The sequence below is a fragment of the Nonomuraea sp. NPDC050643 genome, from assembly GCF_040654715.1.
Lineage (GTDB): Bacteria > Actinomycetota > Actinomycetes > Streptosporangiales > Streptosporangiaceae > Nonomuraea.
This window is the reverse complement of record NZ_JBFAIM010000048.1, coordinates 56,675-81,727: the sequence shown is the minus strand read 5'-3', so window position 1 is coordinate 81,727 and position 25,053 is coordinate 56,675. Positions and strand designations below refer to the sequence as shown.

Annotated in this window: 23 protein-coding genes; 14 read left to right on the top strand and 9 right to left on the bottom strand. The window is 72.3% G+C overall.

Annotated features, from left to right (window positions below; all coding sequences use genetic code 11):
* Positions 1-95: 95 nt before the first annotated feature.
* Entirely contained in the window at positions 96-1,160 is a 1,065-nt protein-coding gene (locus tag AB0I15_RS44375) for a LacI family DNA-binding transcriptional regulator (protein ID WP_358110440.1), read from the top strand.
* A 9-nt stretch (positions 1,161-1,169) separates the two neighbouring features.
* Entirely contained in the window at positions 1,170-2,450 is a 1,281-nt protein-coding gene (locus AB0I15_RS44370; protein WP_358110438.1) for a hydroxyacid-oxoacid transhydrogenase, read from the top strand.
* A 22-nt stretch (positions 2,451-2,472) separates the two neighbouring features.
* On the opposite strand, the gene AB0I15_RS44365 is transcribed toward AB0I15_RS44370, so the two are convergent.
* Complete coding sequence (locus AB0I15_RS44365) at positions 2,473-3,114, bottom strand: TetR/AcrR family transcriptional regulator (RefSeq protein ID WP_358110435.1); 642 nt, start codon at positions 3,112-3,114, stop codon at positions 2,473-2,475.
* Between the two features lie 87 nt (positions 3,115-3,201).
* Between AB0I15_RS44365 and AB0I15_RS44360 the strand changes: the two genes are divergently transcribed.
* From AB0I15_RS44360 to AB0I15_RS44340, 5 genes are all read left to right on the top strand, one after another.
* Positions 3,202-4,509, top strand: coding sequence for a cytochrome P450 (locus tag AB0I15_RS44360; RefSeq protein WP_358110432.1), 1,308 nt, complete (start codon positions 3,202-3,204; stop codon positions 4,507-4,509).
* 84 nt (positions 4,510-4,593) lie between these two features.
* Positions 4,594-5,568, top strand: coding sequence for an NlpC/P60 family protein (locus AB0I15_RS44355; RefSeq protein WP_358110429.1), 975 nt, complete (start codon positions 4,594-4,596; stop codon positions 5,566-5,568).
* A 285-nt stretch (positions 5,569-5,853) separates the two neighbouring features.
* Positions 5,854-6,666 (top strand): N-acetylmuramoyl-L-alanine amidase, encoded by an 813-nt coding sequence (locus AB0I15_RS44350; protein WP_358110426.1) that lies wholly within the window; start codon positions 5,854-5,856, stop codon positions 6,664-6,666.
* A 65-nt stretch (positions 6,667-6,731) separates the two neighbouring features.
* On the top strand, positions 6,732-8,030 hold the full coding sequence (locus AB0I15_RS44345) for an alpha-glucosidase/alpha-galactosidase (RefSeq protein ID WP_358110423.1): 1,299 nt from the start codon (positions 6,732-6,734) through the stop codon (positions 8,028-8,030).
* 8 nt (positions 8,031-8,038) lie between these two features.
* Positions 8,039-8,818: a DeoR/GlpR family DNA-binding transcription regulator gene (locus AB0I15_RS44340; RefSeq protein WP_358110420.1), complete on the top strand. Its 780-nt coding sequence runs from the start codon at positions 8,039-8,041 to the stop codon at positions 8,816-8,818.
* Positions 8,819-8,876: 58 nt separating this feature from the next.
* On the opposite strand, the gene AB0I15_RS44335 is transcribed toward AB0I15_RS44340, so the two are convergent.
* Positions 8,877-10,145: an alpha-glucosidase/alpha-galactosidase gene (locus AB0I15_RS44335; RefSeq protein ID WP_358110417.1), complete on the bottom strand. Its 1,269-nt coding sequence runs from the start codon at positions 10,143-10,145 to the stop codon at positions 8,877-8,879.
* Positions 10,142-11,059, bottom strand: a complete 918-nt coding sequence (locus AB0I15_RS44330) for a carbohydrate kinase family protein (protein WP_358110414.1) — start codon at positions 11,057-11,059, stop codon at positions 10,142-10,144. Before AB0I15_RS44330 ends, AB0I15_RS44335 begins: the two co-directional genes overlap by 4 nt.
* A gap of 116 nt (positions 11,060-11,175) precedes the next feature.
* Between AB0I15_RS44330 and AB0I15_RS44325 the strand changes: the two genes are divergently transcribed.
* The 3 genes from AB0I15_RS44325 to AB0I15_RS44315 are packed head-to-tail and all read left to right on the top strand — an operon-like array spanning position 11,176 to position 14,236.
* Positions 11,176-12,474: an ABC transporter substrate-binding protein gene (locus tag AB0I15_RS44325; protein WP_358110412.1), complete on the top strand. Its 1,299-nt coding sequence runs from the start codon at positions 11,176-11,178 to the stop codon at positions 12,472-12,474.
* A 2-nt stretch (positions 12,475-12,476) separates the two neighbouring features.
* Positions 12,477-13,418: a sugar ABC transporter permease gene (locus AB0I15_RS44320; RefSeq protein WP_358110409.1), complete on the top strand. Its 942-nt coding sequence runs from the start codon at positions 12,477-12,479 to the stop codon at positions 13,416-13,418.
* Positions 13,418-14,236 carry a carbohydrate ABC transporter permease gene (locus tag AB0I15_RS44315; protein ID WP_358110406.1) on the top strand — a complete coding sequence of 273 codons (819 nt, stop codon included), beginning with the start codon at positions 13,418-13,420 and terminating at the stop codon, positions 14,234-14,236. Before AB0I15_RS44320 ends, AB0I15_RS44315 begins: the two co-directional genes overlap by 1 nt.
* A 42-nt stretch (positions 14,237-14,278) precedes the next feature.
* Here AB0I15_RS44315 and AB0I15_RS44310 read toward each other — a convergent pair whose 3' ends face one another.
* The 4 genes from AB0I15_RS44310 to AB0I15_RS44295 form a co-directional block, all read right to left on the bottom strand.
* Positions 14,279-15,475 (bottom strand): cytochrome P450, encoded by a 1,197-nt coding sequence (locus AB0I15_RS44310; RefSeq protein WP_358110403.1) that lies wholly within the window; start codon positions 15,473-15,475, stop codon positions 14,279-14,281.
* Between the two features lie 47 nt (positions 15,476-15,522).
* Positions 15,523-16,647: a sialidase family protein gene (locus tag AB0I15_RS44305; RefSeq protein WP_358110399.1), complete on the bottom strand. Its 1,125-nt coding sequence runs from the start codon at positions 16,645-16,647 to the stop codon at positions 15,523-15,525.
* On the bottom strand, positions 16,644-17,600 hold the full coding sequence (locus AB0I15_RS44300) for a dihydrodipicolinate synthase family protein (RefSeq protein WP_358110396.1): 957 nt from the start codon (positions 17,598-17,600) through the stop codon (positions 16,644-16,646). The genes AB0I15_RS44305 and AB0I15_RS44300 overlap by 4 nt, the downstream gene beginning before the upstream one ends.
* A gap of 148 nt (positions 17,601-17,748) precedes the next feature.
* Positions 17,749-18,426: a GntR family transcriptional regulator gene (locus AB0I15_RS44295; RefSeq protein ID WP_358110392.1), complete on the bottom strand. Its 678-nt coding sequence runs from the start codon at positions 18,424-18,426 to the stop codon at positions 17,749-17,751.
* 139 nt (positions 18,427-18,565) lie between these two features.
* Between AB0I15_RS44295 and AB0I15_RS44290 the strand changes: the two genes are divergently transcribed.
* On the top strand, positions 18,566-19,894 hold the full coding sequence (locus AB0I15_RS44290; protein WP_358110389.1) for an MFS transporter: 1,329 nt from the start codon (positions 18,566-18,568) through the stop codon (positions 19,892-19,894).
* A 3-nt stretch (positions 19,895-19,897) separates the two neighbouring features.
* On the opposite strand, the gene AB0I15_RS44285 is transcribed toward AB0I15_RS44290, so the two are convergent.
* Both AB0I15_RS44285 and AB0I15_RS44280 read right to left on the bottom strand, forming a co-directional pair.
* Positions 19,898-21,082: a winged helix DNA-binding domain-containing protein gene (locus tag AB0I15_RS44285; RefSeq protein ID WP_358110387.1), complete on the bottom strand. Its 1,185-nt coding sequence runs from the start codon at positions 21,080-21,082 to the stop codon at positions 19,898-19,900.
* Positions 21,083-21,105: 23 nt separating this feature from the next.
* A complete protein-coding gene (locus AB0I15_RS44280; RefSeq protein WP_358110384.1) occupies positions 21,106-21,507 on the bottom strand; it encodes a hypothetical protein in 402 nt (133 codons plus the stop codon).
* Between the two features lie 180 nt (positions 21,508-21,687).
* Between AB0I15_RS44280 and AB0I15_RS44275 the strand changes: the two genes are divergently transcribed.
* The 3 genes from AB0I15_RS44275 to AB0I15_RS44265 are packed head-to-tail and all read left to right on the top strand — an operon-like array spanning position 21,688 to position 24,934.
* Positions 21,688-23,427, top strand: a complete 1,740-nt coding sequence (locus AB0I15_RS44275; RefSeq protein WP_358110381.1) for a SpoIIE family protein phosphatase — start codon at positions 21,688-21,690, stop codon at positions 23,425-23,427.
* The gene (locus tag AB0I15_RS44270) at positions 23,424-24,536 is read left to right on the top strand and encodes a cobalamin-dependent protein (RefSeq protein WP_358110378.1); all 1,113 of its coding nucleotides are present in this window, start codon (positions 23,424-23,426) and stop codon (positions 24,534-24,536) included. The genes AB0I15_RS44275 and AB0I15_RS44270 overlap by 4 nt, the downstream gene beginning before the upstream one ends.
* Complete coding sequence (locus AB0I15_RS44265) at positions 24,533-24,934, top strand: STAS domain-containing protein (RefSeq protein WP_358110375.1); 402 nt, start codon at positions 24,533-24,535, stop codon at positions 24,932-24,934. The genes AB0I15_RS44270 and AB0I15_RS44265 overlap by 4 nt, the downstream gene beginning before the upstream one ends.
* Positions 24,935-25,053 lie beyond the last annotated feature (119 nt).

The window sequence follows — 25,053 nt, the reverse complement described above, 5'->3', positions numbered from 1 at the left end:
AGGTGAGAAACCGGTATCTCGACGTCCGCGCCCGCCCGCCGCGGCTCGGCGATTTAATGCGTTCAGGACACGGCCCGAGCGTGCAGGGAGAGCGGATGAGGGCGAGCGCCGAAGACGACGGGCAGGACCACGCGGCTCCCCCTTCCGGCGGCCGGACGGGCAGGCGCGGGCCGCGGCCGGCCGGGTCGGTGACCATCAGCGGGGTGGCGGCGGCGGCCGGGGTGTCCAGGGCGACGGTGTCGCGGGTCATGAACGGCTCGACGAGCGTGCATCCGGAGCTGGCCGCCCGCGTGCGCGCCGCCGCCGAACGCCTCGACTACGCGCCGAGCGTGGCCGCCCGCAGGCTGGCGCTCGGCCGTACCGGGACCATCGCGCTCGTCGTTCCCGACCTGGCCAACCCGCTGTTCCAGAGCGTGCTGCGCGGGCTCAGCCAGGCGGCGGGCAAGGCCGGCCGCCAGCTCCTGGTGGCCGAGTCCAACGAGGACCCGGAGGAGGAGGTCGTCCTGGCCATCGAGGCGCGGCGCAACTCCGACGGGCTCGTGCTGGCCTCGCCCCGCGCTCCCGACGAGCGGCTGCGCGCCCTCAGCGACAGGCTCGCGCCGTTCGTGCTCGTCTACCGGCAGGTCCCGGGTCTGGAGGCGCCGTCGCTGTCGATCGACAACGCCGCCGCCATCGGCGAGATCGTGGCCCACCTCACCGGCTCGGGCCACCGCCGCCTGGCCTACCTCGCCGGTCCCCCGGGCAGCGCGGGCAACGCCGAACGCCTGGCCGCGCTGCGCGCCGCGCCCGGCCTGGACCTGACCGTGCTGCCGTGCGGCTCCATGTTCGACGACGGGTACGCCGCCGCCGGCGCGGTCGTGCGGTCCGGCGCGAGCGCGGTGGTCGGGTTCAACGACATGGTCGCCTCCGGCGTGCTGACCGGCCTGCGGGAGCTGGAGGTCGAGGTGCCCGGCGACGTGTCGGTCACCGGCTTCGACGACATCCCGTTCGCCCGTTACACCACGCCGCCGCTGACCACGGTGTCGATCCCGAAGAGCGAGCTGGGGGCGCAGGCGTGGGAGCGGCTGTGGGCGCTGATGAACGGCGAGAGCGGTGGGTACAACGTACGCTTCCAGCCCCGGCTGCTCGTCCGCGGCAGCACCGGGCCCGCACGGTCCTAGGAGGCAGACGTGGCGGCAGATGACGAATCGGTGTTCACCTACGGCTCGCCGGCGCTGAAGTTCGGGCCCGGCGCGTCCGCCGAGATCGGCCACGACCTGGCCCAGTACGGCGTCCGCCGCGCCCTCGTCGTCACCGACCCCGGCGTGGCCGCCACCGGCCACCCCCGGCGCATCGCCGGCGAGCTGGCCGGGTACGGCATCGAGGCCGCGGTGTTCGACGGCGTGCGCGTCGAGCCGACCGACGAGAGCCTGCGGCGGGCGGCCGAGCACGCCCGCGCCACCGGGCCGTGGGACGCGTTCGTCGCGGTCGGCGGCGGGTCCAGCATCGACACCGCCAAGGCCGTCAACCTGCTGACGACCAACCCGGGCGAGCTCATGGACTACGTCAACGTGCCGGTCGGGCGGGGCCGCGCCCCGGAGCGGCCGCTCAAGCCGCTGGTCGCGGTGCCGACCACGACGGGGACGGGCGCGGAGAGCACCACGGTGTGCGTGATGGACGTGCTGTCGCTCAAGGTCAAGACCGGCATCAGCCACGCGCGGCTGCGGCCGGCGCTCGCGGTCGTCGATCCCGGCCTGACCATGACCCAGCCGGCCGGGGTGACGGCCGCAGCGGGCATGGACATCCTCTGCCACGCGCTGGAGAGCTACACGGCCAGGCCGTACACGTCGTTCGAGCGCAAGCGGCCCGAGGAGCGGGTCCCGTACTGCGGGGCGAACCCGATCTCCGACATGTGGGCGGAGCGGGCGATGGCCCTGCTGGCGGTGTCCTTCCGCCGGGCGGTGCGGGACGGGCGGGACGTGGCCGCGCGGACCGACATGGCGCTGGCGGCGACGTTCGCCGGGCTCGGGTTCGGCAACGCCGGGGTGCACCTTCCGCACGCCAGCGCCTATCCGGTCGCGGGCCGGGTGAAGGACTTCCACCCGGAGGGCTATCCGGCGGGCGAGCCGCTCGTCCCGCACGGCATGTCGGTGGCGCTGACCGCGCCGGAGGCGTTCCGTTTCACGTTCGAGGCGTGCCCCGAGCGCCACCTCCGGGCGGCCGAGCTGCTCGAGCCCGGCGCGGCGGGCGGGCCGGGCGAGCCCGCCGACCGGCTGCCGGGCGTGCTGACGCGGCTGATGCGCGACCTCGGACTGCCGAACGGCCTGGGCGGCGTCGGCTACACCGAGTCCGACGTGCCCGGCCTGGTGGAGGGGACGATGCGGCAGCAGCGCCTGCTGGCCACCGCGCCCAGGCCCGTGGACGAGGAGGCGGTGGCGGGCATCCTGCGCCGCTCGATCGAGAACTGGTGAGGCGACCGGAGCCGGAGCGAACCTAGCGGAGCCGGTGCTCCAGGGCCGGGGCGAGGTCGGTCGTCGTCAGCACCAGAGCGACGATGTAGTCGACGAGATGCTCGCGGCCGGTGTCCACCTCGCCGCGGAACCAGGCGGCGAGCAGCTCCCACAGCCCGCTCACGACGGTCAGCGCGGTCATCTCGAGGTCGGCCGGCCCCAGCGGGACCTCGTCGAAGAGCTCGTGTACCTGCGCGGTGAAGATGCCGGTCAGCTCCCCGATGATGCGGCGGCGGCGCTCCTGCAGCAGGGGGTTGGCCGGGAACTCGTAGGCCAGGATGCGGGCCCGGCGCGGGTCGGCGGCCAGGAAGTCCACCATGGCCGTCACCATGGCGCGCGTGCGCGGCCGCAGGCGGCGCGGCGCCCGCCGGGCCACGTCGAGGATCAGGCCGGTGCACCGCGCGGCCTGGTCGTCGGCGACGGCCAGCAGCAGGGCGTCGAGGTCGGCGAAGCTCTCGTAGAAGTAGCGGTCGTTGAGCCCGGCCTGGCCGCAGACGCCGCGCACCGTCGCGGCGGCCCAGCCCCGCGTGCCCAGCACCTCCAGGCCGGCCTCCAGCAGCGCGGCCCGCCGCCGCGCCCGGCGCTGCTCGGCGGGCACACCACGGTAAGGGCGCGGGGACGTCACAGCTCCCGATTCTGCCGCAGACCTTGACGCTCGCCGCAAATCTGGTGAGGCTGGACACCAGAATCAGCCTGCGGAAGGCGGTGGACCGTGACCACGCGGCAGCCTGCGGACCTCACCCCGGCCGACATCGATCTCGGCGACCTGCGATTCTGGGAGCGGCCCCTGGCCGAACGGGCTCAGGCGTTCGCGATGTTACGCGCCGAGCCCGCGCCCCGGCTCTTCCGGCTGCCCAAGGTGCCCTTCCTGCGCCCCGATCCCGGCGCCTGGGCGCTGGTACGCCACGCCGACGTGGTCGAGGCCGGCCGCCACCCCGAGGTGTTCAGCAGCGAGCCGAGCGCGACCAGCCCGACCGACATGCCGCGGTGGATGGACGGCTACTTCAACTCGATGATCGACATGGACGACCCGCGGCACGCCAAGATCCGCCGCATCGTGTCCCGGGCGTTCACCCCGAAGACCCTGGCCAAGGCCGAGGAGGACGTCGCCCGCCGCGCGCGGCGGATCGTGGACGAGCTGATCGCGGCCGGTCCCGGCGACTTCGTGGCGCGGGTGGCGATGCGGCTGCCGGTCGAGGTGATCTGCGACATGCTCGGCATCCCGCCCCACGAGCACGAGCGGGTGGTACGGCTGACCAACATCGTCATCGGCTACACCGACCCCGAGTACGTCGGCTCCCCCGTCGACTACACCGGCGGCCTGGCCAAGGTCGGCCGCCTGCGCACGGCCCGGCTGCTGGGCACGGTGGCGCTGGCCGGCTGGCGGCTGCACCGGCTGGCCGCCCGCCTGGGCCGGCAGCGCCGCGCGGCCCCCACGGGCGACCTCACCTCCGCCCTGGTCAACGCCAACATCGACGGCGAACGGCTGAGCCCGCGCGAGTTCGGCGCGTTCTTCCTGCTGCTCGTGGTGGCCGGGAACGAGACCACCCGCACGGCGCTGGCCCACGGGCTCAAGCTGCTCACCGACCATCCGGACCAGCGCGAGCTGCTGCTGGCCGACTTCGACGCCCGCATCGGCGGCGCCGTCGAGGAGATCGTGCGCCACGCCTCCCCCGTGCTGTTCATGCGCCGCAACCTCACCCGCGACCACGAGCTGAACGGCCACCTCCTCAAGGCCGGCGACCGGGTCACGCTCTGGTACTGCTCCGCCAACCGCGACGAGAACGTCTTCACCGACCCCGACGCCTTCGACATCACCCGCTCCCCCAACCCGCACGTCGGCTTCGGCGGCCCCGGCCCGCATTTCTGCCTGGGCGCGAACCTGGCGCGCCGCGAGATCGCGGTGATGTTCCGCGAGCTGTTCACCCGCCTGCCCGACATCGCCGCGGGCGAGCCGGACCGGCTCCTGTCCAGCTTCATCAACGGCTACAAGCGCCTGCCCTGCACGTTCGGCCGCTAGGAGACCCCCGGCCTGAACTCCGCCGGGACAGCCTGCGTATCCCCTCATGAGGCGGTGCCATCACGCCCACGAGGAGGCTGAGGAGTGGAAGGGGTCAAGCGGACAGCGGCGCTCGCCGTGGCGCTGGCCGGGGTCATCGTGGCCACCGTGCCCGGGACCGCCGTCGCCGATCCGTCGCCCGTCAAGGTCAGGGCCAGGCTCGTGAAGCTGAACGAGCAGGCCGACCAGCTCGTCGAGCGGTACAACCGGGCCACCGAGACCTACCAGAAGGCCAGGAAGAAGTACGACACGCTCGACGCCGAGCTCGACAGTAAGGACGCGCAGGTGGCGATCATGCGCAGGGAGCTCGTCGGCGTGGCGGTCAGCGACTATCAGTTCGGCTCCCCGCTGGGCTGGCAGCGGCTCGTCGCCCAGGGCACCCCCGAGACGGTCCTGGGCGGCATGGCCTCACTCGAGCAGATGGCCGAGGCCAGGAAGGCGAAGATACGCCTGTTCGAGGCGAACACCAAGGAGCTGCGCGAACGCCGCGACGAGGCCAAGGACGTGCTGGCCGAGGCGGACCGGGCCCGCGACAAGGTACGCGGCGAGAAGGCGAAGGTCGACAAGCTCGTCTCCGAGCAGACCAAGATCCTGCGCCGCCTGGGCACCTTCAAGACCGGCAACCCGAACGGCACCGGCATCAAGTACACCGGCCCGGCCTCGGGCAACGCCCGCGAGGCCCTGCAGTTCGCCTTCGCCCAGGTCGGCAAGCCGTACCAGTACGGCGCCACGGGGCCGAGCTCCTTCGACTGCTCCGGCTTCACCCAGGCCTCCTGGCGGGCCGCCGGGGTCGAGCTGCCGCGGACGACGTACACGCAGTGGAGCTGGGGTTCGAGCCGGCGCGTCTCCCTGGACGAGGTCCAGCCAGGCGACCTGCTCTTCAGCAAGGGGCTCGGGCACATGGGCATGTACGTGGGCAACGGCAAGATGGTGCACGCGCCGCAGACCGGCGACGTCGTCAAGATCGTCAGCCTCGACGACTACTGGCGCAACCGTCTGCTGGGCGCGGTCCGGCCCTGAACGGGCGGCGCGTACCCCTTTTCCGGATTTTCCGGCCACGCTCCGATGCGGCATGCTAAAGATCTGTAAGCACCCGCCCGCGCCGTCATGAGGAAAACCGCAGCCATCCACCCAGCAGGACGTCTGATCAGCCCCCTCGACGGTGCCGCGCTGCCTGTTTCCGGGCTCGCTCCCCTTCTTTCAGGCATCCGTTCGCCCGATGGTGATCACTTAGCGCAATAGGGTGACCACTTTTCGTCAATCGAAGGTTGTGAGACTCATCGAAACGCATTACGGAGGTTCACGATGCCCTACCTGACGCAGCTAGCAGACGTCGCTCGCCGCACCGGCCACCCGGTGACCGAAGTCGCCGGGTGGAAGACCCGCGGCCACGGTCCCCAGCCGGAGGTCCAGGGCATCGTCTGCCACCACACCGCGGGCCCGGCCGGGGGCGGCGACTACCCCTCGCTCGCGGTGGTGCGTGACGGCCGGCCCGGCCTGAGCGGGCCGCTGTCGCAGTTCGGGCTCGGCAGGTCCGGCCAGATCTACGTCATCGCCGCCGGGCGCTGCTGGCACAACGCCCCCTCGACCTCGCCGTTCCACGACAACTCCAGCTCGCTCGGCATCGAGGCCGAGAACAACGGCAGCCAGCCGTGGCCCGAGATGCAGCGCGACGCCTACGTCAAGCTCTGCGCGGAGCTGTGCCGCGAGTTCGGGCTGCCCGCCTCGCGGGTGAAGGCCCACCGGGAGGTCAACACGGCCAAGCCCGACCCCCACTCCATCAACATGAACGAGTTCCGGGCGGCCGTCGCCGCCGTCATCAACGGCGGCACGCCGCCTTCCGCATCCTGGACGGAGAAGATCGTGAGAGAACTGCCGATGATCCGGCCCGGCGACGACAACTTCGACGTGAAGACGGTCAGGGGCTGCCTGTTCGCCCGGGGCCACGTGCCGCCCACCGCGTACGCGAGCGTCGACGGCGGCCTGGAGGGCTGGCTCAGCTCCACGAGCTGCGACGCCGGCCTCGCCGAGCTGGTCCGGGGGTTCCAGAAGGCCGAGGGGCTCAGCGACGACGGCATCGTCGGCCAGGCGACCTGGCCCCCGCTGCTGCGGGTGTAGCGGCGGGGCGGGGCCCGATGACGGGGTGAGGGAGCGGGCCCGGCGGGTCGTGCGATACTTCGGGGATGGCGCGGATCGTCTTCATCGGGGTCGGTGACGTGGAGCTGACGCGCCGCGTCGTCTCCGCCCTGGTGCTCGCCCCCACGCTCCGCGGCGAGCTGGAGATCGTCCTGCACGACGACGATCCCGGCCGGCTCGCGACGACGGAGACGCTCGTGCGCGCGCTCGACGCGGAGGCGGGCGCGGACGCGAAGATCCGCAGCGTCTTCGACCGGCGGCAGGCCCTGCGCGGCGCCGACTTCGTGGTGAGCCACCTCGACGTCGGCGGCTTCGAGGCGACCCTGCGGGACTTCGAGATCCCCCACCGCTACGGCCTGCGCCAGACCATCGGCGACACGATCGGCATCGGCGGCGTCTTCCGGGGCCTGCGCACGATCCCGGTGCTGGTGGAGCTGGCCGGCGAGATGGCCGACGAGTGCCCCGACGCCTGGCTGCTGAGCTGCACCGACCCGATGGCGATGACCGGCTGGGCGGTGCGGCAGGCCACCGGCTTCGAGCGGTTCGCGGGGCTGTGCCACTCGGTCTGCGACACGCACGCCTACCTGGCCGACCTGGTCGGGCGCGGGCAGGACGAGGTGGGCTTCCTCAGCGCCGGGCTCAACCACCAGTCGTTCGTGCTGCGCTTCGAGGCCGAAGGCCGCTCGCTCTACCCCGAGCTCGACACGGTCCTCGCCGCCGACCCGCAGCTCGGCCGGCACGTGCGGGTGGAGCTCTACCGCAAGTTCGGCTACTTCCCCACGCAGTCGAGCGAGCACGCCGCCGAATACGTGCCCTGGATCATGCGGCACTCCGAGGAGACCGCCAGGCTCGGCGTGCCGGTCGAGGAATACCTGCGCCGCGTGGGCAAGAGCCTGCACCTCTACGAGGAGACCCGCCGCGCCCTGTCCGCCGGTCACTCGCTGCTCGTCAGATGGCAGCACCAGGAGCCGGCGGCCGCGGTGATCCTGGCGATGCTGACCGGCGAGGAGAAGGAGATCTACGTCAACGTGGCCAACCAGGGCCTGATCGGCAACCTGCCGGAGGGGTGCTGCGTGGAGGTGCCGGCCCTGGTCGGCTCCGGCGGGGTGCGCCCGCGGGCCGTCGGCGACCTGCCCGTCCAGCTCGCCGCGCTCAACCGGACGTTCCTCAACGTGGTCGAGCTGACCATGCGCGCGGTGCTCGACGGCGACCGCGGGCACGTCTACCACGCGGCGATGCTCGACCCGAACACGGCGGCGACGCTGCCGCTGCCCGCGATCGAGGCGCTCTGCGACGAGCTGATCGAGGCCCACGGCGACCTGCTGCCGCAGGCGGTCCGTGGATGATGGAGTCGATGCCGACCGAGGTGCGGCGCGAGCGGATGCTGACCCTGCTGACCGAGCAGGAGTTCGCGCGGGTGGCGGAGCTGGCCGAGGCGTTCGGGGTGTCCAGCGTGACGGTCCGCGCGGACCTGGACGCGCTGGAGGAGCAGGGCAAGGTGCGCCGGGTGCGCGGCGGCGCCGTCTCCGCCGCGCCGTCGCCGCACGTGGAGCCGTCGTTCGAGCTGTCGCTGGGCACGGCGGCGGTGGAGAAGTCGCTCATCGCCAAGGTCGCGGCGCGGCTGGTCGGCTCGGGCGAGAGCGTGCTCATGGGGGCCGGCACCACGACCGCCTACGTCGCCAGGGAGCTGGTCGCCCGCCCCGACCTGACGGAGGTGACGGTGTTCACCAACGGGCTGCGCACCGCGCTGGAGCTGGAGCCGGCGCTGCCCCGGCTCTCGGTCGTGGTGACGGGCGGCAGCCTGCGCCGCCAGCAGCACTCGCTGGTCGACCCGCTGGGCGGCAAGCTGCTGGAGGGCATCCGCGCCCACACCGTCATCCTGGGCTGTGGCGGCGTCGACGCCGCGGGCGGGGTGACCAACGTGAGCCTGCCGGACGCCGAGATGAAGCAGCGCATGCTCCGGGCCGCGGCCAGGAAGATCCTGGTGGCCGACGCGTCCAAGCTCGGGGTGGTGGAGATGGCGCCGATCTGCGCGGTCGGGGAGATCGACCTGCTGATCACCGGCGAGTCGGCCGACCCCGAGTGCGTCGCCTCGCTGCGCGACAAGGGCCTCGACGTGGAGATCGCCCGCTGACCGGGGTCAGCGGGCGAAGACCGTGCGGTCGGGCCCAGGGCGACCAGGCACAGGGTGGTCAGGCGCGTAGCGCCTCCGGGAGGAGGTCGCCGTGGGCGCGGGTCAGGTCGTCGGCCAGGCGCCAGATGTCCTCCAGCGGGAGCGAGGCGGCGGTGTTGGGGTCCATCATGAGCGCGTGCCGGACGTGGCGGGGGTCGCCTTCGAGGGCGGCGCGGACCGTCAGCTCCGCGACGCTGACGTAGGTGCGGTTCAGGGCCGCGCACTGCGGGGGCAGGGCGCCGACCGCAGTGGGGCGCACTCCGGTGGCGTCCACCACGCACGGCACCTCGACCACGCTGCCGTGGGGCAGGTTCGAGATGAGGCCGTCGTTGACGACGTTGCCGTAGACGACGCGCGGGGTGCCGGTGACGACGCTGTGGATGATCTGCGGGGCGTACTCGTCGGTTCCGGCGATGTCGAGTTCGCCGCCGTGGCGGACGAGGTCCCGAGTGCGCTTGTACTCGGCCAGGTTCTCCTCGCTGACCCGCAGGTACTCGCCCACCGGGATGCGCAGCCGCTCCAGCTCGCCGTCGTGGTGCATGAACCAGGGCACGTACTCGGCCGAGTGCTCGCTGGTCTCCGTCGGGTAGTAGCCGAGCCGCCGGTACATGTCGACCCGCACCCGCCGCCGCAGCTCCGGGTCGTCGGCGTCGAGGCGGGGGTAGAGGTCCTCGCCGTCGCGTTCGAAGCGCAGCACCCACGCCTGGTGGTTGACGCCGGCCGCCACGTACGAGATCTCCTCGTACGGCACCGACACCAGCTCGGCCAGCCCCCGCATCGTCCAGTACACCGAGTGGCACAGCCCGACCACGTTCCTGACCTTGCCGGACAGGTACCAGACGTTCATCGCCATCGGGTTGGTGTAGTTGAGCAGCAGCGTGTCGGGGCAGACGGCGGCGATGTCGAGGGCCAGGGCGTCGAGCACGGGGAACGTGCGCAGCGCCCGGAAAACGCCGCCCGCGCCGATCGTGTCGGCGATCGTCTGGCGCAGGCCGTACCGGGCGGGGATCTCGAAGTCGACGACGGTGGAGTCGTAGCCGCCGACCTGGATCATGTTGATCACGAAGTCGGCCCCGTCGAGCGCCTCGCGCCGGTCGAGGTGGGCGGTGACGGTGGCGGCGCCCTCGGTGATGCGGCGGGCCACGGCCTCGGCGACCTGGAGGCGTTCGGGGTCGATGTCGTGCAGCGCGATGTGCGCGCCCCGCAGTTCCGGGAACTTCACCAGGTCGGCGAGCAGCCCCTGGGTGAAGACGACGCTTCCCGCCCCGACGAACACGATCTTCTTCATGAGGTTGCTTCCTCCCAGGTGGGCTGCGCCGCGGTGCCCCCGGCGGCGCGGGTGGACAGGGTGCCGCAGGCCACGGCGACCGTCATGCTGTCGCGCAGCGGCCGGCCGCGCAGGAGCGCGGCGAGCAGGCCGGCGTTGAAGCTGTCGCCGGCGCCGACGGCGTCGACCACGGTGGCGGGCCGCGCCGGGACCTCGACCAGCTCGCCGTCGGCGAAGGCGAGCGCGCCGCGCTCACCACGCTTGACGACGGGCAGCGTGCCCTTGGCGGCCAGTTCCCGGACGGCCTGACACACCTCGCCGGCCCCCGTGATGGCCAGGGCCTCGGACTCGTTGGGCAGCAGGACGTCGGTGAGCGGGAGCACCTCATCGAGCCCCCGCCACGTGCCGGCCGGGTCGTCGTTGGTGTCGAGGGAGGTGGAGGCGCCCGCGGCGCGGGCCGTGCCCAGCAGGGCCGGCAGGCCGGCGGCCAGCAGCGGCTGCAGGAAGTACGACGACACGTGGACGTGCGCGGCCCGTTCGATCAGCCCGGCCGGTACGTCGGCGGCGTCGAGGCGGTCGAGGCAGCCGGGCGCGGTGAGGATGGCGCGGTCGTCGCCGTCCACCAGGATCACCGTCATCGCGGTGGGAACGGCGGGGTCGACGACGCAGCCCGACACGTCCACGCCGCCGGCGCGCAGGGCGTCCAGGACGAAGGCCCCCGCGGGGTCGTCCCCCATCCGCCCGACGAACGCGGTGCGCAGGCCGAGCCTGGCGGCGCCGTACGCGGTGATCGCGCCGGAGCCGCCGAGCACCAGGCCGGCGGCGGGTACGAGCTGCTCGCGCTGGCCGAACTCGGGATGGCGAGGCGAACCCGAGACGATCACGTCCGGGTTGGCGTCGCCCACGACAAGAAGGTCGAAGGTCGTTCTGGACACCAGGGCACCGTCGCAGGAGTTGTGAAACCTTGTCAACCCTTGCGATTTTTCGAAGGTATTGACAAGACTTCGAAAGACACCATGATTGGCTCCAACATCCGGGAGGAGCACCCACAGTGCGAAGAAGAACCGCGATAGCCCTGGTCGCGGCGATCATCCTGGCGGCCTCAGGCTGCGGGGGGTCGTCACAGGAGGGCCCCAAGACGGTGGACCCGCAGGCGAAGGTGAAGCTCACCTGGTGGACGGGCCAGACGGCGGACGCCGAGAAGATCCTCGAAGGACTGGCGGCCAAGTTCACCCAGCAACACCCCAACGTGAGCATCGAGGTCTCCTCGGGCGCGTCCACGACCGACGAGCTGCTGCAGAAGCTGTCCGCGGGCTTCGCCAGCGGCGTTTATCCCGATATTTCGTATGCTTTCGGCAGTTGGGCCTCGCAGCTCCAGGAGTCCGGCAAGACCCTCGACCTCACCGCCAAGGTGAAGGACGCGGCCGTCAAGTGGGAGGAGTTCCCCGCGGCGGCCCGTACCACCGCGACGCCGAACGGCCAGGTCATCGGCTTTCCCGCGATCGTGGACAACCTCGCGCTGCTGTACAACAAGACGGTGTTCGACGCCAAGAAGGTGCCGTACCCGACCGACGACTGGACCTGGGACGACTTCCGGGCGGCGGCGAAGAAGCTCACGGATCCGGCGGCGAAGATCTACGGGACCGCCTACTCCGTCAGCGCCTCCGAGGACACGACCTGGCACTTCTGGCCGCTGCTGTGGCAGCGCGGCGGCGCCGTCCTGTCGCCCGACCAGAAGAAGGCCGCCTTCAACTCCCAGGCGGGGGTGGACGCGCTGGAGTTCCTGCGGGCGATGGCGGTGGACGACAAGAGCGTCTACCTGGACCAGACCGACGAGCGGTACGCGCCGCTGTTCGCGGACAACAGGATCGGGATGATCATCAATGGCCCGTGGACGCTGTTCGACCTGAAGCAGAAGAAGACCGACTACGGCGTGACCTTCCTGCCGGGCACGAACGGCGACCACCAGACGGTCTCCGGCCCCGACCTGTGGACGCTGTTCGACAACGGCGACGCCAACCGGGCCTACTGGTCGTATGAGCTGATCAAGTGGCTGACCTCGGCCGAGGGCGACGCCCAGTGGAACCTGGCCCAGGGCAACCTGCCGCTGCGCGCCTCCGAGACCTCGCTGCCGGAGTACCAGACCTACATCAAGGAGTTCCCCGGCGTCGAGAAGCTGGTGGACAACCTGGCCAACGCCAAGCAGGCCAGGCCCACGGTCAGCGGGTACGTCGAGATGTCCCGACACGTCGGCGAGGCCATCTCCAAGACGCTGCAGGGCGCGGCCACGCCGAAGGCGGCGCTGGACGAGGCGGCGGCCAAGTCGGTCCAGGCCCTGGCCGGAGGCTGACGATGGCGCTGCTGTTCGCCGGCCGCCGCCGCCCCGCGACCCATCAGGCGGCGGCCCCGACCAGCAGGGGGCGGTGGCTGCACCGCACCCTGGTCGGCTGGGGCTTCGCGGGTCCCGCCACCGCGCTCGTCGTGGGGCTGTCGATCTTCCCGGCCGTGTGGGCGTTCCTCATCTCCCAGCAGAAGTGGAACGGCATCTCCCCGGCCAAGCCCATCGGCTGGCTCAACTACGAGCTCATGGCCCAGGACCCGGACCTGCTCGCGGCAGTTCAGCACACGGTGGTGTTCACGCTGCTGTTCGTGCCGGCGTCGATCTTCCTCGGGATGCTCGTCGCCGTCGCGCTGAACCGGCCGATCAAGCTGGTGGGCTTCTACCGTACGTGCATCTTCGTCCCGTTCGTGGCGTCGGCGGCGGCGACCGGCATCCTGGCCAGCTTCGTCTTCAACCCCCAGTACGGCGCCGCCAACAGCGTGCTGCGCACCCTCGGGCTGCCGCAGCAGCAGTTCCTGGAGAGCCAGGCGCAGGCGCTCATGGTGATCTGCCTGATCGCGCTGTGGGGGCAGGTCGGGTTCACCGTGGTCGTGTACCTCGCCGCGCTGCAGGACATCCCCAAGGACGTCGTCGAGGCGGCCAGGATGGACGGCGCGAACCGCTGGCAGGTGTTCAGGAACGTCACGCTACCCGCGCTGGGCCCGGTGACGGTGTTCACCTCCATCTGGCAGACGATCACCGCGCTGCAGCTCTTCGACCTGGTCTTCACCACGACGAGGGGCGGCCCGCTGGGGGCGACGCAGACGATCGTCTACTACGTCTACACCCAGGCGTTCAAGCTCACCAAGTTCGGCTACGGGTCGGCCGTCGCCTACGGGTTGTTCGCCGCCACCCTGGTCATCACCGTCGGGATGATCGTCTACTCCCGGCGCAGCAAGATCGAGGCCTTCTGATGAGACGCCTGCCCTTCAGCCCCTGGCACCTGCTGCTGATGCCGCTGGCGCTGCTGTTCGCGCTGCCGCTGGTGCAGATGGTGCTGACCGCGTTCATGCCGGACGGCGACATCAACCGCTTCCCGCCCCGGTTCCTGCCGAGCCGGCTGCAGCTCGACGGCTTCATCGGCCTGTTCACCGAGTCCTCGGCGCTGCGCTGGCTGCTCAACACGGTCATCGTGGCGGCGATCGCGGTGGTCTCGCAGCTGATCCTGTGCTCGATGGCCGGGTACGGGTTCGCGCGGCTGAAGTTCTTCGGCAAGCAGGCCGGGTTCCTGGTGATCCTGGCGACCATCATGATCCCGACCCAGTTGCTGATGATCCCGACGTACGTCATGTTCAGCCGGCTGGGGCTGATCGACACGCTGGCGGCGGCGTTCGTGCCGTGGCTGGCGTCGGCGTTCGGGATCTTCCTGATGCGGCAGTTCTTCCTGTCGCTGCCCGCCGAGCTCGAGGACGCCGCCCGGATCGACGGGTGCTCGACGTTCGGCGTGTTCTGGCGGGTGGTGCTGCCGCTGGCCAAGCCCGCTCTGGCGACGCTGACGGTGTTCACGCTGCTGGGCTCGTGGAACGACCTGATCTGGCCGCTGGTCGCGATCAGCGACGAGAGCCTGTACACGATCCAGCTCGGGCTGGCCAACTTCCAGGGCACCCGGCACACGCAGTGGTCGCTGCTCATGGCGGGGAACGTGGTGGCGACGATGCCGCTCATCATCGCGTTCGTGGTGGCGCAGCGGCAGTTCGTGGCGACCATGACGTTCAGCGGGCTCAAGGGCTGACACCACGGCGGTGCCGCGAGGCGCTGAGCCGGATCGGGCGGGTTACCAGGCGACCGGGAAAGAGGTCAGCCCGTAGACGACGTTGAAGGAGCGGAACTCGGCCGGCTCCCCCGCCTCGCGCAGCCCGGGGAAGCGCTCGAACAGGGCCGGGAACGCGATGTGCATCTCCATCCTGGCCAGCGGCGCGCCCAGGCAGTGGTGCACGCCGTGGCCGAACGCGACGTGGCCCAGGTCACCGCGGGTGAGGTCGAGCCGGTCCGGGTCGGCGACGAGCGCCGGGTCGCGGTTGGCCGCGGGCAGCGCGCACACCACCAGCTCGTCCGCCGGGATGCGGGTGCCCGCCAGCTCGACCTCGGTCGTGGTGACCTTGAACGTGCCGGAGTGCACGATGCTGAGCCAGCGCAGCAGTTCCTCCACCGCCGCGTTGATCCGCTCGGGCTCCTTCCTGAGCAGCTCGAACTGGTCGGGGTGGCGCAGCAGGGCCAGGGTGCCGATGCCGAGCATGTTGGAGGTGGTCTCGTGGCCGGCCAGCAGGAGGAGACTGCCGATGCCGATGAGCTCGTCGGTGCTCAGGTCGTCGCCGTGCTCGCGGACGAGCATGCCGAGCAGCTCCTCGCCGGGCTCGGCCTGGGTGCGGGCGACGAGCTCGGACATGTAGGCGCGCGACTCCAGGCTGGCCGCGACCCGCTTCTCGGGGGGCAGGGAGAGGTCGAGCATCCTGCTCGTACGCCGCTGGAAGTCCTCCCGGTCGCCGTACGGGACGCCCAGCAGCTCGCAGATCACCAGCGACGGCACCGGCAGCGCGAAGTCCCTGACGAGATCCGCCGGCGGCCCGGCCGCCTCCATCGCGTCGAGGTGCTCGGCGACGATGTCCTTGATGCGCGGTTCGAGCCTGCGCATCCGGCGCATGGTGAACTCCGGCGTCAGCATCCGGCGCAGCCGCGTGTGCTCGGGCGGGTCGAACGCCAGCAGGTTGCCCGCCCGCATCGCCTTGAGCTGCTCTTCACTGATCTCCGGCAGACCCGGCGGGCGGAAACCGGCCCGCTGAGCGTTGCTGAACCGGGCCGAGTCGCCGAGGACCTCCCTGACGTCGGCGAAACGGGTGACCATCCAGGCATCGAGCCCGAACGAGGTGCTCACCCGCCGCACGCCCTCCTCGTCTCGCGCCTGGGCGAGCTCGGGGTGGGGATCGAAGCCGGCACGCTTCATGAACAGGGGCAGTATCGCGGAATCGCTCATCGTCGTCTCCTGACCGGGATCGGCACTGATCACCGCCTAGAACGACACTAACTCCGCGTCCGGCCCGATGGCCGTGACCCTCCTCTCAGATCGCGCCGCTCCAGGTCGGCGAGGTGGAGCCGGGCGAGCACGATGCCCCGGCGTTGCCAGGTGTAGGTGATGAGGAGGTCATCGGAGGTGAGGACGGCGGAGGGATAGCTGTACTCGGCGGCGCCGGTGGTGATCACGCCCGCGTCCCCGGGCGCGAACCCGGCGGCGGCCGGTGGGCCCTGCGGGACGGCCGGATCGACGGGGGTGACGCCGTCGTCCACGGTCGGCCCCGGGCGCCAGGTCATCCCGTCGTCGTCGGACAGCGACACGACGAGCGGGCAGCGGCTCCCCCACGACTCCCCCGACGGGTTGTGCACGCAGGCCACCCGCCCCGACGGCAGGGCCAGCGCCGCGAGGCCGCTGTTGTTGTTCGGCAGGCCGGTGGGCCCGGCGGGCGTCCAGGTGAGACCGCCGTCGGCGGAGACCGACCGGTACGCCCGGCCCTCGGTGCTGCGCATCAGCGCGACGAGCCCGTCCGCGCCCTGCCACAGCGCGGGCTGGATGTGCCCGGCGCCGGTCAGGGCGTCGTGGTCCACGGGGATCGGGGAGCGCGTCCAGGTCCGGCCGCCGTCTGCGGAGACGTCCACGAACGGGTCCCAGCGCGGCGGCTCGCCCCACCGCTCGGTGGAGCCGGGGGCCAGCCAGCGTCCCGTGCCGGGATCGAGCAGCGGCGGGTTCCTGACCGGCCCGCGACCTCCGGAGCCGTCCCCCGGGACGAGTTCGCGTACCGGCTCCCAGGTGCGGCCGCCGTCGTGGGAGCGGGTGACGAGCGTGATCCACGCGGAGATCCGCTCCCCCGCCTTGCAGAACAGCCACAGGGCGCCGTCGGGGCCGGGCGCCAGCACCGGGTTCCAGTGGGCGACGTCCCGGCCGGTGTCCAGGGTGCGCAGGTGGCCGTCGCGGGCGACGCGGATGCGGTTGTCGGGCGTGCCCTCCCTGGTCCCGGCGAACCAGGCGACGACGGGGACACCGTCCACCACGGCCAGCGTGGAGGCATGGCACTGCGGGCGGCCGGGTTCGTCCACCGTCACGAACTCCCGGCGCGTCGAGCCGACGACCGGGGGATGAGGCTTCGCCCTCATCGGGCCGCCAGGCGGGCGATGCGCCGCCGCGTCTCGGGATCGATCTCGGGGGCGGGCATGCGCAGGGCGCCGGTACCGCGCCCCAGGTGACGCAGGGCCAGCTTGATGCCCTCCACGGTGCCGCCCAGCGTGGCCAGCACCTCGTCGGCCCGCGCCTGGGCGGAGCGCTCCGCGCCGGCGTCGCCGTTCGCCACCGCGTCGGCGAGCAGCGCGAACGGCTCGGGGAAGGCCGACGACAGCCCGGAGACGACACCGGCGCCGCCGAGGCGCACGACCTCGGCGAGCCTGGTGTCGGCCCCCGACCAGAGCCGCGCCCCACCGGGCAGGGCGTCGCGGTAGTCCGCGAACCGCTCGGACGCCAGCCCGCTCAGCTTGGCCCCGGCCAGCCCGGTCTCGGCGGCGATCGCGGCGAACTCGGCGGGCTCCACGCTCACGCCGGTGCGCTCGCTGAACAGGTAGCCATAGACGGCGGCCGGCCCCGCCGCCCGCGCCACCGCCCCGAAGTGCCGCAGCACCGCCCCGGCGTCGGCCGGCAGATAGTACGGGGTCAGCACGGCCACCCTGCGCGCCCCGAGCGCGACGGCCTCCCGGGTGAGCGCCACCGCCTCCCGCGTGGCCGCGGCGCCGACGTGCGCCACGACCCGGTCCTGACCGAACACGGCCAGCGCGGCCTCGGTCACCATCGCCCGCTCGGCCCGGTCGAGCGCCGGGAACTCGCCGGTGGTCCCGCACACGAAGACACCGTCGACCCGGTGCGCGAGATCCGCGAAGTGCGCCTTCGTCGTGGCCTGGTCGAGCTCCCCCGACGCGTCGAAGAAGGTGGGCACCGCGGCGAGAACCTCGGCACGGGTCTCGGCACGGGTCTCGGCACGGGTCTCGGCACGGGTCTCGGCACGGGTCTCGGCACGGGTCTCGGCACGGGTCTCGGCACGGGGCCGGCTGTGGTCTGGCATGGCGAAGCCTCGGTTCGTCGTGGAGGGCAGGCGCGACAGGGCCGCGCCAGGGCACGTCGGGGGGCGAGAGGGCGCGCCGGAGCGGCCGACCGGTCGGCAGGTCGTCCGGCGGATCGTACGGTGGGTGGGGAGCGGGCGGGGAAGCGGGTCAGAAGGCGGGCTGCGGGCGCGGCCGTTCGCTCAGCGTCGCGCGGATCCTGTCGCAGGATCCGTCGAGGTGCGTGGCGAGCGCGGCCAGCGCGGCGTCCACGTCGCCAGAGCGGATGATCCCGCTCAACTCGGCGTGGTCGTCGGCGACGCGCACGAGGTCGCGGTCGGTGTTGGTGATCTCCAGCACGGTGGCGAACAGCGGCCGGTGCAGCGCCCACGTGGCGGTGAGCCAGCGGTTGTCGCCGAGGAGGTAGAAGCCGCTGTGGAAGTCGAGGTCGGCGGCGGCGAACTTGGCGGGGTCGGACGCGACGGCGGCGGAGCGCATCTGCTCGAGCGCCTCGTCGATCGGGGTCCAGTCGGCGGCGTCGAGCCGGGCGACGGCCTCCTTGATGGCCAGGCTCTCCAGGGCGCCGCGCAGGGAGTAGAGCTCCACGAGATCCTTCTCCGACAGCCCGCGGACGTAGACGCCGCGCTTGCGCGTCTCGACCAGCCCTTCGATCTCGAGCTGGCGGAGCGCGTCGCGGACAGGCCCGCGGCTGACGCCGAAACGCTCGGCGATCCTGCCCTCGACCAGGTGCGTGCCCACGCTCAGCTCACCACGCACGATGAGCGAGCGGAGCTGGAAGAGCAGTTGATCTCCGAGCGGCGGGTTGCGCAACGGATTGGTGAACGTCACCAGCGCTCCTCTCGTGTTCTCCACCCGGGGTGGAGACTATCCCGCCCCACGGTACACGGTCAACGTTAACCGTTGACGGTTAACCGTCATCCGGGTCATAGTGTGCGACAACCGAAACTCCTGCGGAAAGGGAGTCGCCATGGTCGCGACCTCTCAGAAGACGGACCTTCGCTACACGTGGAAGGTCACCGCCTCCAGCTTTCTCGGCAACACCCTCGAGTACTACGACTTCCTGGTGTACGGGACGGCCGCCGCCGTCGTCTTCCCCAAGGTCTTCTTCCCCGACGCCAGCGGCTTCGTGGCCACGCTCTCCGCCTTCGGCACCTTCGCCGTCGGCTTCCTGGCCCGGCCCCTGGGCGGGCTGTTCTTCGGCAGCCGGGGAGACCGGCACGGCCGCAAGTCCACCTTGATGGTCACCCTCGTCGTGATGGGCGTGAGCACGATCCTCATCGGGCTGCTGCCGGGCTACGCGACGATCGGGATCTGGGCCCCGATCCTGCTGGTGGCGCTGCGGCTGCTGCAGGGGTTCGCGGTCGGCGGCGAGTGGGGCGGCTCAATGATCATCGTGCTGGAGTCGGCGCCGCCGCACCGGCGCGGCTTCTTCAGCGCCTGGCCCAACACGGGCGGGTTCTCGGCCCAGATCCTCATCACGGGGGTCTTCGCCTACGTCTACACCCTCTCCGACGAGCAGTTGCTGAGCTGGGGGTGGCGCATCCCGTTCCTGCTGTCGGCCGTCGTGCTCGTCGTGACGTTCTGGATGCGGCGCAGCCTGCACGAGACGCCGGTGTTCACGAAGGCGGTCGCCGGGGAGACCGCGACCGGCGGCAAGCCGGCCAACCCCATCCGGCAGATCTTCGTCGACGACTGGCGCAACCTGCTGCTGATCCTCGGGCTGCGGTTCGCGGAGGCGCTGCCGTACTTCCTGCTCACGGTGTTCGCGCTGTCGTACGGCACCAACACGCTCGGCCTGGAGAAGAGCCAGCTCAACAACGCGATCCTGATCGCCGCCGTGCTCTCGTTCATCAGCCATGGCGTCTTCGCCGCGATCTCCGACCGCATCGGCAGGCGGCCGGTCTACCTCTTCGGCGCGGTCGTGGTGTTCGTGATGGCCTTCCCGTTCTTCGCGATGCTGCACAGCGGGTCGCTGGTGCTGATCGTGCTCGGGTACGTGCTGGTGCTCAACCTCGGGCACAACGCGATCAACGCCATCCAGCCCGCGTTCTTCGCCGAGCTGTTCCCCGCCGAGCGGCGCTACACGGGGGCGGCGGCGGGCCGGGAGATCGCCTCGATCTTCGCGGGCGGGCTGACGCCGTTCGTCGCCACGGCCCTGGCCGGCTCGGACGGGACCCGGTGGCCGCTGGTGGCGGCGTACGTGATGGTGGGGGCGGCGGTGACGATGTTCGCGGTGTGGAAGGCGCCGGAGCCCTTCCGCCGCGACCTGACCACCACGGGCACCACGGTCCGCTAGGCGTCACCAGCCGCTGATCGCGCCCGGCGCGAGGCCGCGGTGGCGGGCGACCCTGGCCGCCTCCTCCTCGATCGGCGCGCGGTGCGCACGCCCGATCGCCCGCAGGGGTTCGAGGGTGAGGCCGAGCCTGCCGGACCTGGCCTCGGGCCGCCACAGCGCCCGGATCTCGCCGTCCACCAGGATCACCCCGGGGTTGCCGACGGTGCGCCAGACGCGCTGGTGCCAGGCGCGGTCGGGCAGGAGCGTCCGGCGGTCCCTGGCCTGCAGGTACGGGTCGTGCGGCGGCAACATCCGCACCCCGTGGGGCTCGGGCGGCGACTCCAGGAGCGCGAGCTCGTCATTGAGCACCCACCCGCCGTCCAGCTCCGCCAGCTCCTCCCGGACCGCCTGCCATGCCCCGTCCGCCTGCGCGGCGGCGATCCCGCCCCACGCGGCGTAGTGGCCGGGCGTGGAGGGGCCGAAGCAGCGCAGATAGCGCCGTACGAGCTCGGCGGCGGCGCTCTCCGGCCCTTCGCGGATCGGCCCTTCGCGGATCGGCCCTGTCCACTGGTCGGTACGGCGCAGCAGCGGCGAGCGGCCCTTGCGCCCGCCGTGACAGAGCACGCCCCGCAGGGACGCGACGGGCAGGGCGAACCGGACGAGCGACTCCCCGAGGAACTGCTTGGCGGAGTAGGGCGAAGGCCCCTTCCAGCCGTCCCGCAGCCCGGCGGGCAGCCTGCCGGTGATCCGCTCCCCGGCCCGCGCGCCGAGCTCGTCCTTGGTCAGCGCCGTCCCGTCGAGGACGTCCGCCACCGCCTCGCAGGCGTGTTCGGCGAGGTCGGTGGCCGGCAGCCCCAGCTCGTCGAGCGAGGGCACCGCGCCCCGGAGGAACTCCCGCAGGGACTCCTCGTCGCGGGGCAGCAGCCCCCGGGTGAAGACGGCGCCGTCGCGCACGGGGAAGACGTGCGGCGCGCCACGGGCGCCGAACGCCTGCAGCAGCGTCCGGCTCTCCTCCAGCAGCTCGGTGATCGTCTCCCGCGTCGCGCCGGGCACGCGCGCCGACAGCGCCAGCCCGGCCGATCCGGGAGGCGTGTTCTGCGGGTAACACCGGCCGGCCACCTCCGCCAGGTCGGCGGGGCGTGCCGGCTCCGTGAGCCCCTGACCGTGGAGGCGGTAGGCGAGGATCCGCTCACGTTCGATCTTGCGCATGGGCTTTCCCTACCCAGTGCGCGTCAGGCGTCCCGGTTGAGCCGTTCGACCAGGCGGGCGGGGTTCTCGACGGTGACGGTCAGCGCGGGGTGGGCGAGCAGGCCGACGGGGTCGCTGCCGCGTACCGGGCGGTGGAAGCGGATGCAGACGCCCTGCTCGGTGCTGGTGCCGAAGGTGAGCCCCCGGTCGGCCAGCGACATGCGCACGCCGACGGCCTTGAGCGGCGCATAGGGCCCGGACAGCTCGGCGCCGGCCACGTTGCCGCGCGGCGTCACCACGAACCAGGGCCCGAAGCGGACGCGCAGCACCTGCGGGGTGACCGTGAGCAGGCACGTCCGCGGGCGGATGCCGAGCACGCCCAGCAGCCGCCGGTATCGGTCGTCGAAGACGAACGCGTACTGCTCCGTTTCCCCGTAGTGGCTCACGTGCCGTCGGATACCCCGGGTTCCTGCGGTCACACCCTGATCGCATTCTTGGATAATTTGTCTAATATGCGGAAGCGTGTCCTATTTGCCCGATGGGTGGCTGGGCTACAGTGGGAGGAACGTTGTGACGGAACACCGGAGAAGAGGCCAGGGAGGCAGAGCCCGTAACGGCTCGTAGTTGTGACCAGTCCGACGAGAGATCTCGAAGAGCCGGGGACCGGTTCGGTGTGGCTGAGCGCCCCCTACCCGGTGCTGGTGGTCGCCGCCTCAGGGGTCATCCTCCAGGTCAACGACGCGGCGCGGCTGCTGCTCACCACCGCCGCCCCCGGTGTGCCGCTGGCCGACGCCGCCCCCGGCTGGCTCGCGCGGGCGCACGGGCGGTCGGGTGCCGCCCGGACGAGCGGCCCGGATACCGGCCCGGTCGCCGGCCCCGTCCCCGGCCCCGTCCCCGGCCCTGTCCCCGGCCCTGTCCCCGGCCCTGTCCCCGGCCCTGTCCCCGGCCCTGTCCCCGGGCCTGTTCGCGGGACGATCGGCGAGCGCACGTTCGAGGCGCGTCCCGTCCCCAGCGGCCAGGGCCTGGCGTGGTGGCTGATCGACCACACCGAGCACGAGCTCACCGAGCGGACGCTGCGCACCGAGCGGGAGCGCACCGCGTTCCTCGACGAGGCCTCCAACGAGCTGCTCTCCACGCTCAACCTCGACCGCTGCATGGAGGCGACCGCCCGCCTGGCCGTCCGCCACCTGGCCGACGCCGCGCTGGTCATCACCCCCAGAGCCGGGCACAAGCACCCGGTCGCCTACTGCGGGCCGCAGGGCACGGTCGTCCGCGAAGACCTGGCCATCGATCCCCGGCTGGTGCCCGGCCTGGCCGAGGCGCTGCAGGGGTTCCCGCCGGTGCCCTCGCGCTGGATCGACCCCAGCACCGCCCCCGGCTGGCTCGCCCGCGAGGGGCTGGGCGCGGTGGGCTCCATGGTCGTGACGGCGCTGCCGGGCCACGGCGTACCCGCCGGGGCGCTGGTGCTCCTGCGCGGCGCGGGCCAGGCCGGCTTCTCGGAGGGCGAGGAGGTGTTCGCGCGGCTGTTCGCCACCCGGGCCGGCGCGGCCATGTCGGCCGCCCGCCTCTACGCCGAGCAGACCGCCATCACCGAGACCCTGATGCGCGAGCTGCTGCCGCCGAAGACCAAAGACCTCAACGGCGTCGAGCTGGCGGCCCGCTACCGGCCGGCCCGCGACACCGAGTTCGTCGGCGGCGACTTCTACGACCTGCACCAGGCCACCGACGACGGCGACGAGTCGCTGGTGGTGCTCGGCGACGTGTGCGGCAAGGGCCTGGAGGCCGCCGTGCTCACCGGGAAGATCAGGAACACGCTGCAGGCGCTGCTGCCGATGGCCGGCGACCACCAGCGGGTGCTGGGGCTGCTGAACGGCGTGCTGCTGAGCGGCGACCGCTCCCGCTTCGTCACGCTCGTGCTGGCCTCGGTGCGCCGCTCGGCCGGCCGGGTGGCGTTGCGGCTGACGAGCGCCGGGCACGCGCCGCCGCTGATCGTACGCGCGGACGGCCGCGTGGAGGCGGCCCGGACGAAGGGCACCCTGATCGGGATGCTGGACGACATCACCAGCGTCACCGACACCGTGACGCTGGAGCCCGGCGACACCTGCCTGCTCTACACCGACGGCGTCACCGAGGCCGTCGGCGGGCCGCTGGGCAACGAGATGTTCGGCGAACAGCGGCTGTGCGAAGAGCTCGAACAGTGCGGCGGCATGCCTCCCGAGGCGCTCGCGGAGCGGGTCCACATGCTCATGGGGCAGTGGATCGGCGGCGGCGACCACGACGACATGGCCGTCATCGCCATCACCGCTCCCCGGCGGGCCCATCTCAGCGCGGTCGGGGGGCAGGGACCGGGAAGGTTCACCGCATGATCGAAGGCGCCGGGCCGGAGGAGCTCGAAGCCTGGACGGGCAAGATGTGGAACGCCGCGCTGGCCGGTGACGAATACGCCGCCGCCGACGCCGCGATGACCGTGCTCGACAGCGGCATCACCATGGAGAGCCTGCTGCTCGACGTGATCGCCTCCGTACAGGCGCGGGTCGGCCGGGAGTGGGCGGCCAACCGCATCACGGTCGCGGAGGAGCACACCGCCACCGCCGTCAACGAGCGGGTGATCGCGGCCCTCGCCCACCACCCCACGGCACGCGACAGAGCCCGTACGCAGCCGCGCCGCGGCCGGATCACGGTGGCCTGCATCGACGGCGAATGGCACGCGATGCCCGCCCGCCTGCTGGCCGAGGTGCTGCGCCTGCGCGGCTGGCACGTCGACTACCTGGGGGCGCAGGTGCCGACGCCGCACCTGATCGCGCACCTGCACCGCACGGACACCGACCTGGTCGCCCTGTCGAGCTCGATCGCCACCCGGCTGCCCGACGCGCACGCGGCCATCACCGCCTGCCAGGCGACCGGCACGCCGGTCCTGGTCGGCGGCGCCGCGTTCGGGGCCGACGGCCGCCACGCCCGCCTGCTCGGCGCCGACGCCTGGGCCACGGACGCCCGCCAGGCCGCCGGCCACCTGTCCGGCGGGCCGCCACCGCGCCCCTCCCCCGGCCGCCAGGCCATCGACGACCTGCCGCACCTGGGCGACCAGGAGTACACGCTGATCACCCGCTCGGCCGCCGAGCTGGTCCGCCATGTCATGGGCGAGCTGGAGCGGCACATCCCCGAGATGGCGGGCTACACGGCGCGGCAGCGCCGCCACACCGCCGAGGACATCGCCCACATCGTGAGCTTCCTCGGCGCAGCCGTCTACCTCGACTCGCCCGAGCTGTTCGGCGACTTTCTCACGTGGACGGCCGCGATCCTCACGGCCCGGGGCGTACCGGCGGCCACCCTGCTGCCCGCGCTGACCCTGCTGGGCGACCGCCTGTCCGACTTCCCGCGCGCCACGCTGATGCTGCAGCATGGACGCGACGCGCTGAGCGCCTCCGACGACCACCCTGCCCGCCCTGCCCGCCCTGCCCACGGAAAGCCCGCATGACCGAGTACGCCGCCGCCCCTCTCACCCTGATCCTGGTCACGCCCGAGCCGCACGTGCTGCGCATCGGCGTGCACGGTGACCTCGACCATGCCACCGCGGGCGAGTTGATGGACGCCGCGAGCGCCGCCCTCGACGGCGACCTGCGGGACCTGCGTCTCGACTGCGCCGGGCTGGGGGTGTGCGACTCCAGCGGGCTGTCGGTGCTGCTGATGATCCGCCGCCGGACGAGCGCCGCGGGCATCCGGCTGCACCTGGACCGGCGCCCGCCGTCCCTCGACCGGCTGCTCGACGTGAGCGGCACGTTCGAACACCTCACCGGCGGCCCGCCGCGTACGGAGGAGGAACACCTCACCGGCTCCCCGTCACCCGAGCGACGCACGTCCTCGACCAGCGACTGACGGACGCTCGGTCGTCTGAGCGGCGCACGTCTTCGACCGGTGAATGACGCGCTGTCGGCCGCCCGGCGCGTTCGGCGCTCAGCCGGCCTCTGTCGCGGGGACGGGCCGCGCCGTCTCGG

Coding starts and splice junctions, on each gene's coding strand:
- AB0I15_RS44310 (WP_358110403.1), bottom strand. CDS start 15,475: ATGAGCGATTCCGCGATACTGCCCCTGTTCATGAAGCGTGCCGGCTTC.
- AB0I15_RS44350 (WP_358110426.1), top strand. CDS start 5,854: ATGCCCTACCTGACGCAGCTAGCAGACGTCGCTCGCCGCACCGGCCAC.
- AB0I15_RS44270 (WP_358110378.1), top strand. CDS start 23,424: ATGATCGAAGGCGCCGGGCCGGAGGAGCTCGAAGCCTGGACGGGCAAG.
- AB0I15_RS44290 (WP_358110389.1), top strand. CDS start 18,566: ATGGTCGCGACCTCTCAGAAGACGGACCTTCGCTACACGTGGAAGGTC.
- AB0I15_RS44285 (WP_358110387.1), bottom strand. CDS start 21,082: ATGCGCAAGATCGAACGTGAGCGGATCCTCGCCTACCGCCTCCACGGT.
- AB0I15_RS44265 (WP_358110375.1), top strand. CDS start 24,533: ATGACCGAGTACGCCGCCGCCCCTCTCACCCTGATCCTGGTCACGCCC.
- AB0I15_RS44320 (WP_358110409.1), top strand. CDS start 12,477: ATGGCGCTGCTGTTCGCCGGCCGCCGCCGCCCCGCGACCCATCAGGCG.
- AB0I15_RS44305 (WP_358110399.1), bottom strand. CDS start 16,647: ATGAGGGCGAAGCCTCATCCCCCGGTCGTCGGCTCGACGCGCCGGGAG.
- AB0I15_RS44315 (WP_358110406.1), top strand. CDS start 13,418: ATGAGACGCCTGCCCTTCAGCCCCTGGCACCTGCTGCTGATGCCGCTG.
- AB0I15_RS44375 (WP_358110440.1), top strand. CDS start 96: ATGAGGGCGAGCGCCGAAGACGACGGGCAGGACCACGCGGCTCCCCCT.
- AB0I15_RS44300 (WP_358110396.1), bottom strand. CDS start 17,600: ATGCCAGACCACAGCCGGCCCCGTGCCGAGACCCGTGCCGAGACCCGT.
- AB0I15_RS44335 (WP_358110417.1), bottom strand. CDS start 10,145: ATGAAGAAGATCGTGTTCGTCGGGGCGGGAAGCGTCGTCTTCACCCAG.
- AB0I15_RS44345 (WP_358110423.1), top strand. CDS start 6,732: ATGGCGCGGATCGTCTTCATCGGGGTCGGTGACGTGGAGCTGACGCGC.
- AB0I15_RS44340 (WP_358110420.1), top strand. CDS start 8,039: ATGCCGACCGAGGTGCGGCGCGAGCGGATGCTGACCCTGCTGACCGAG.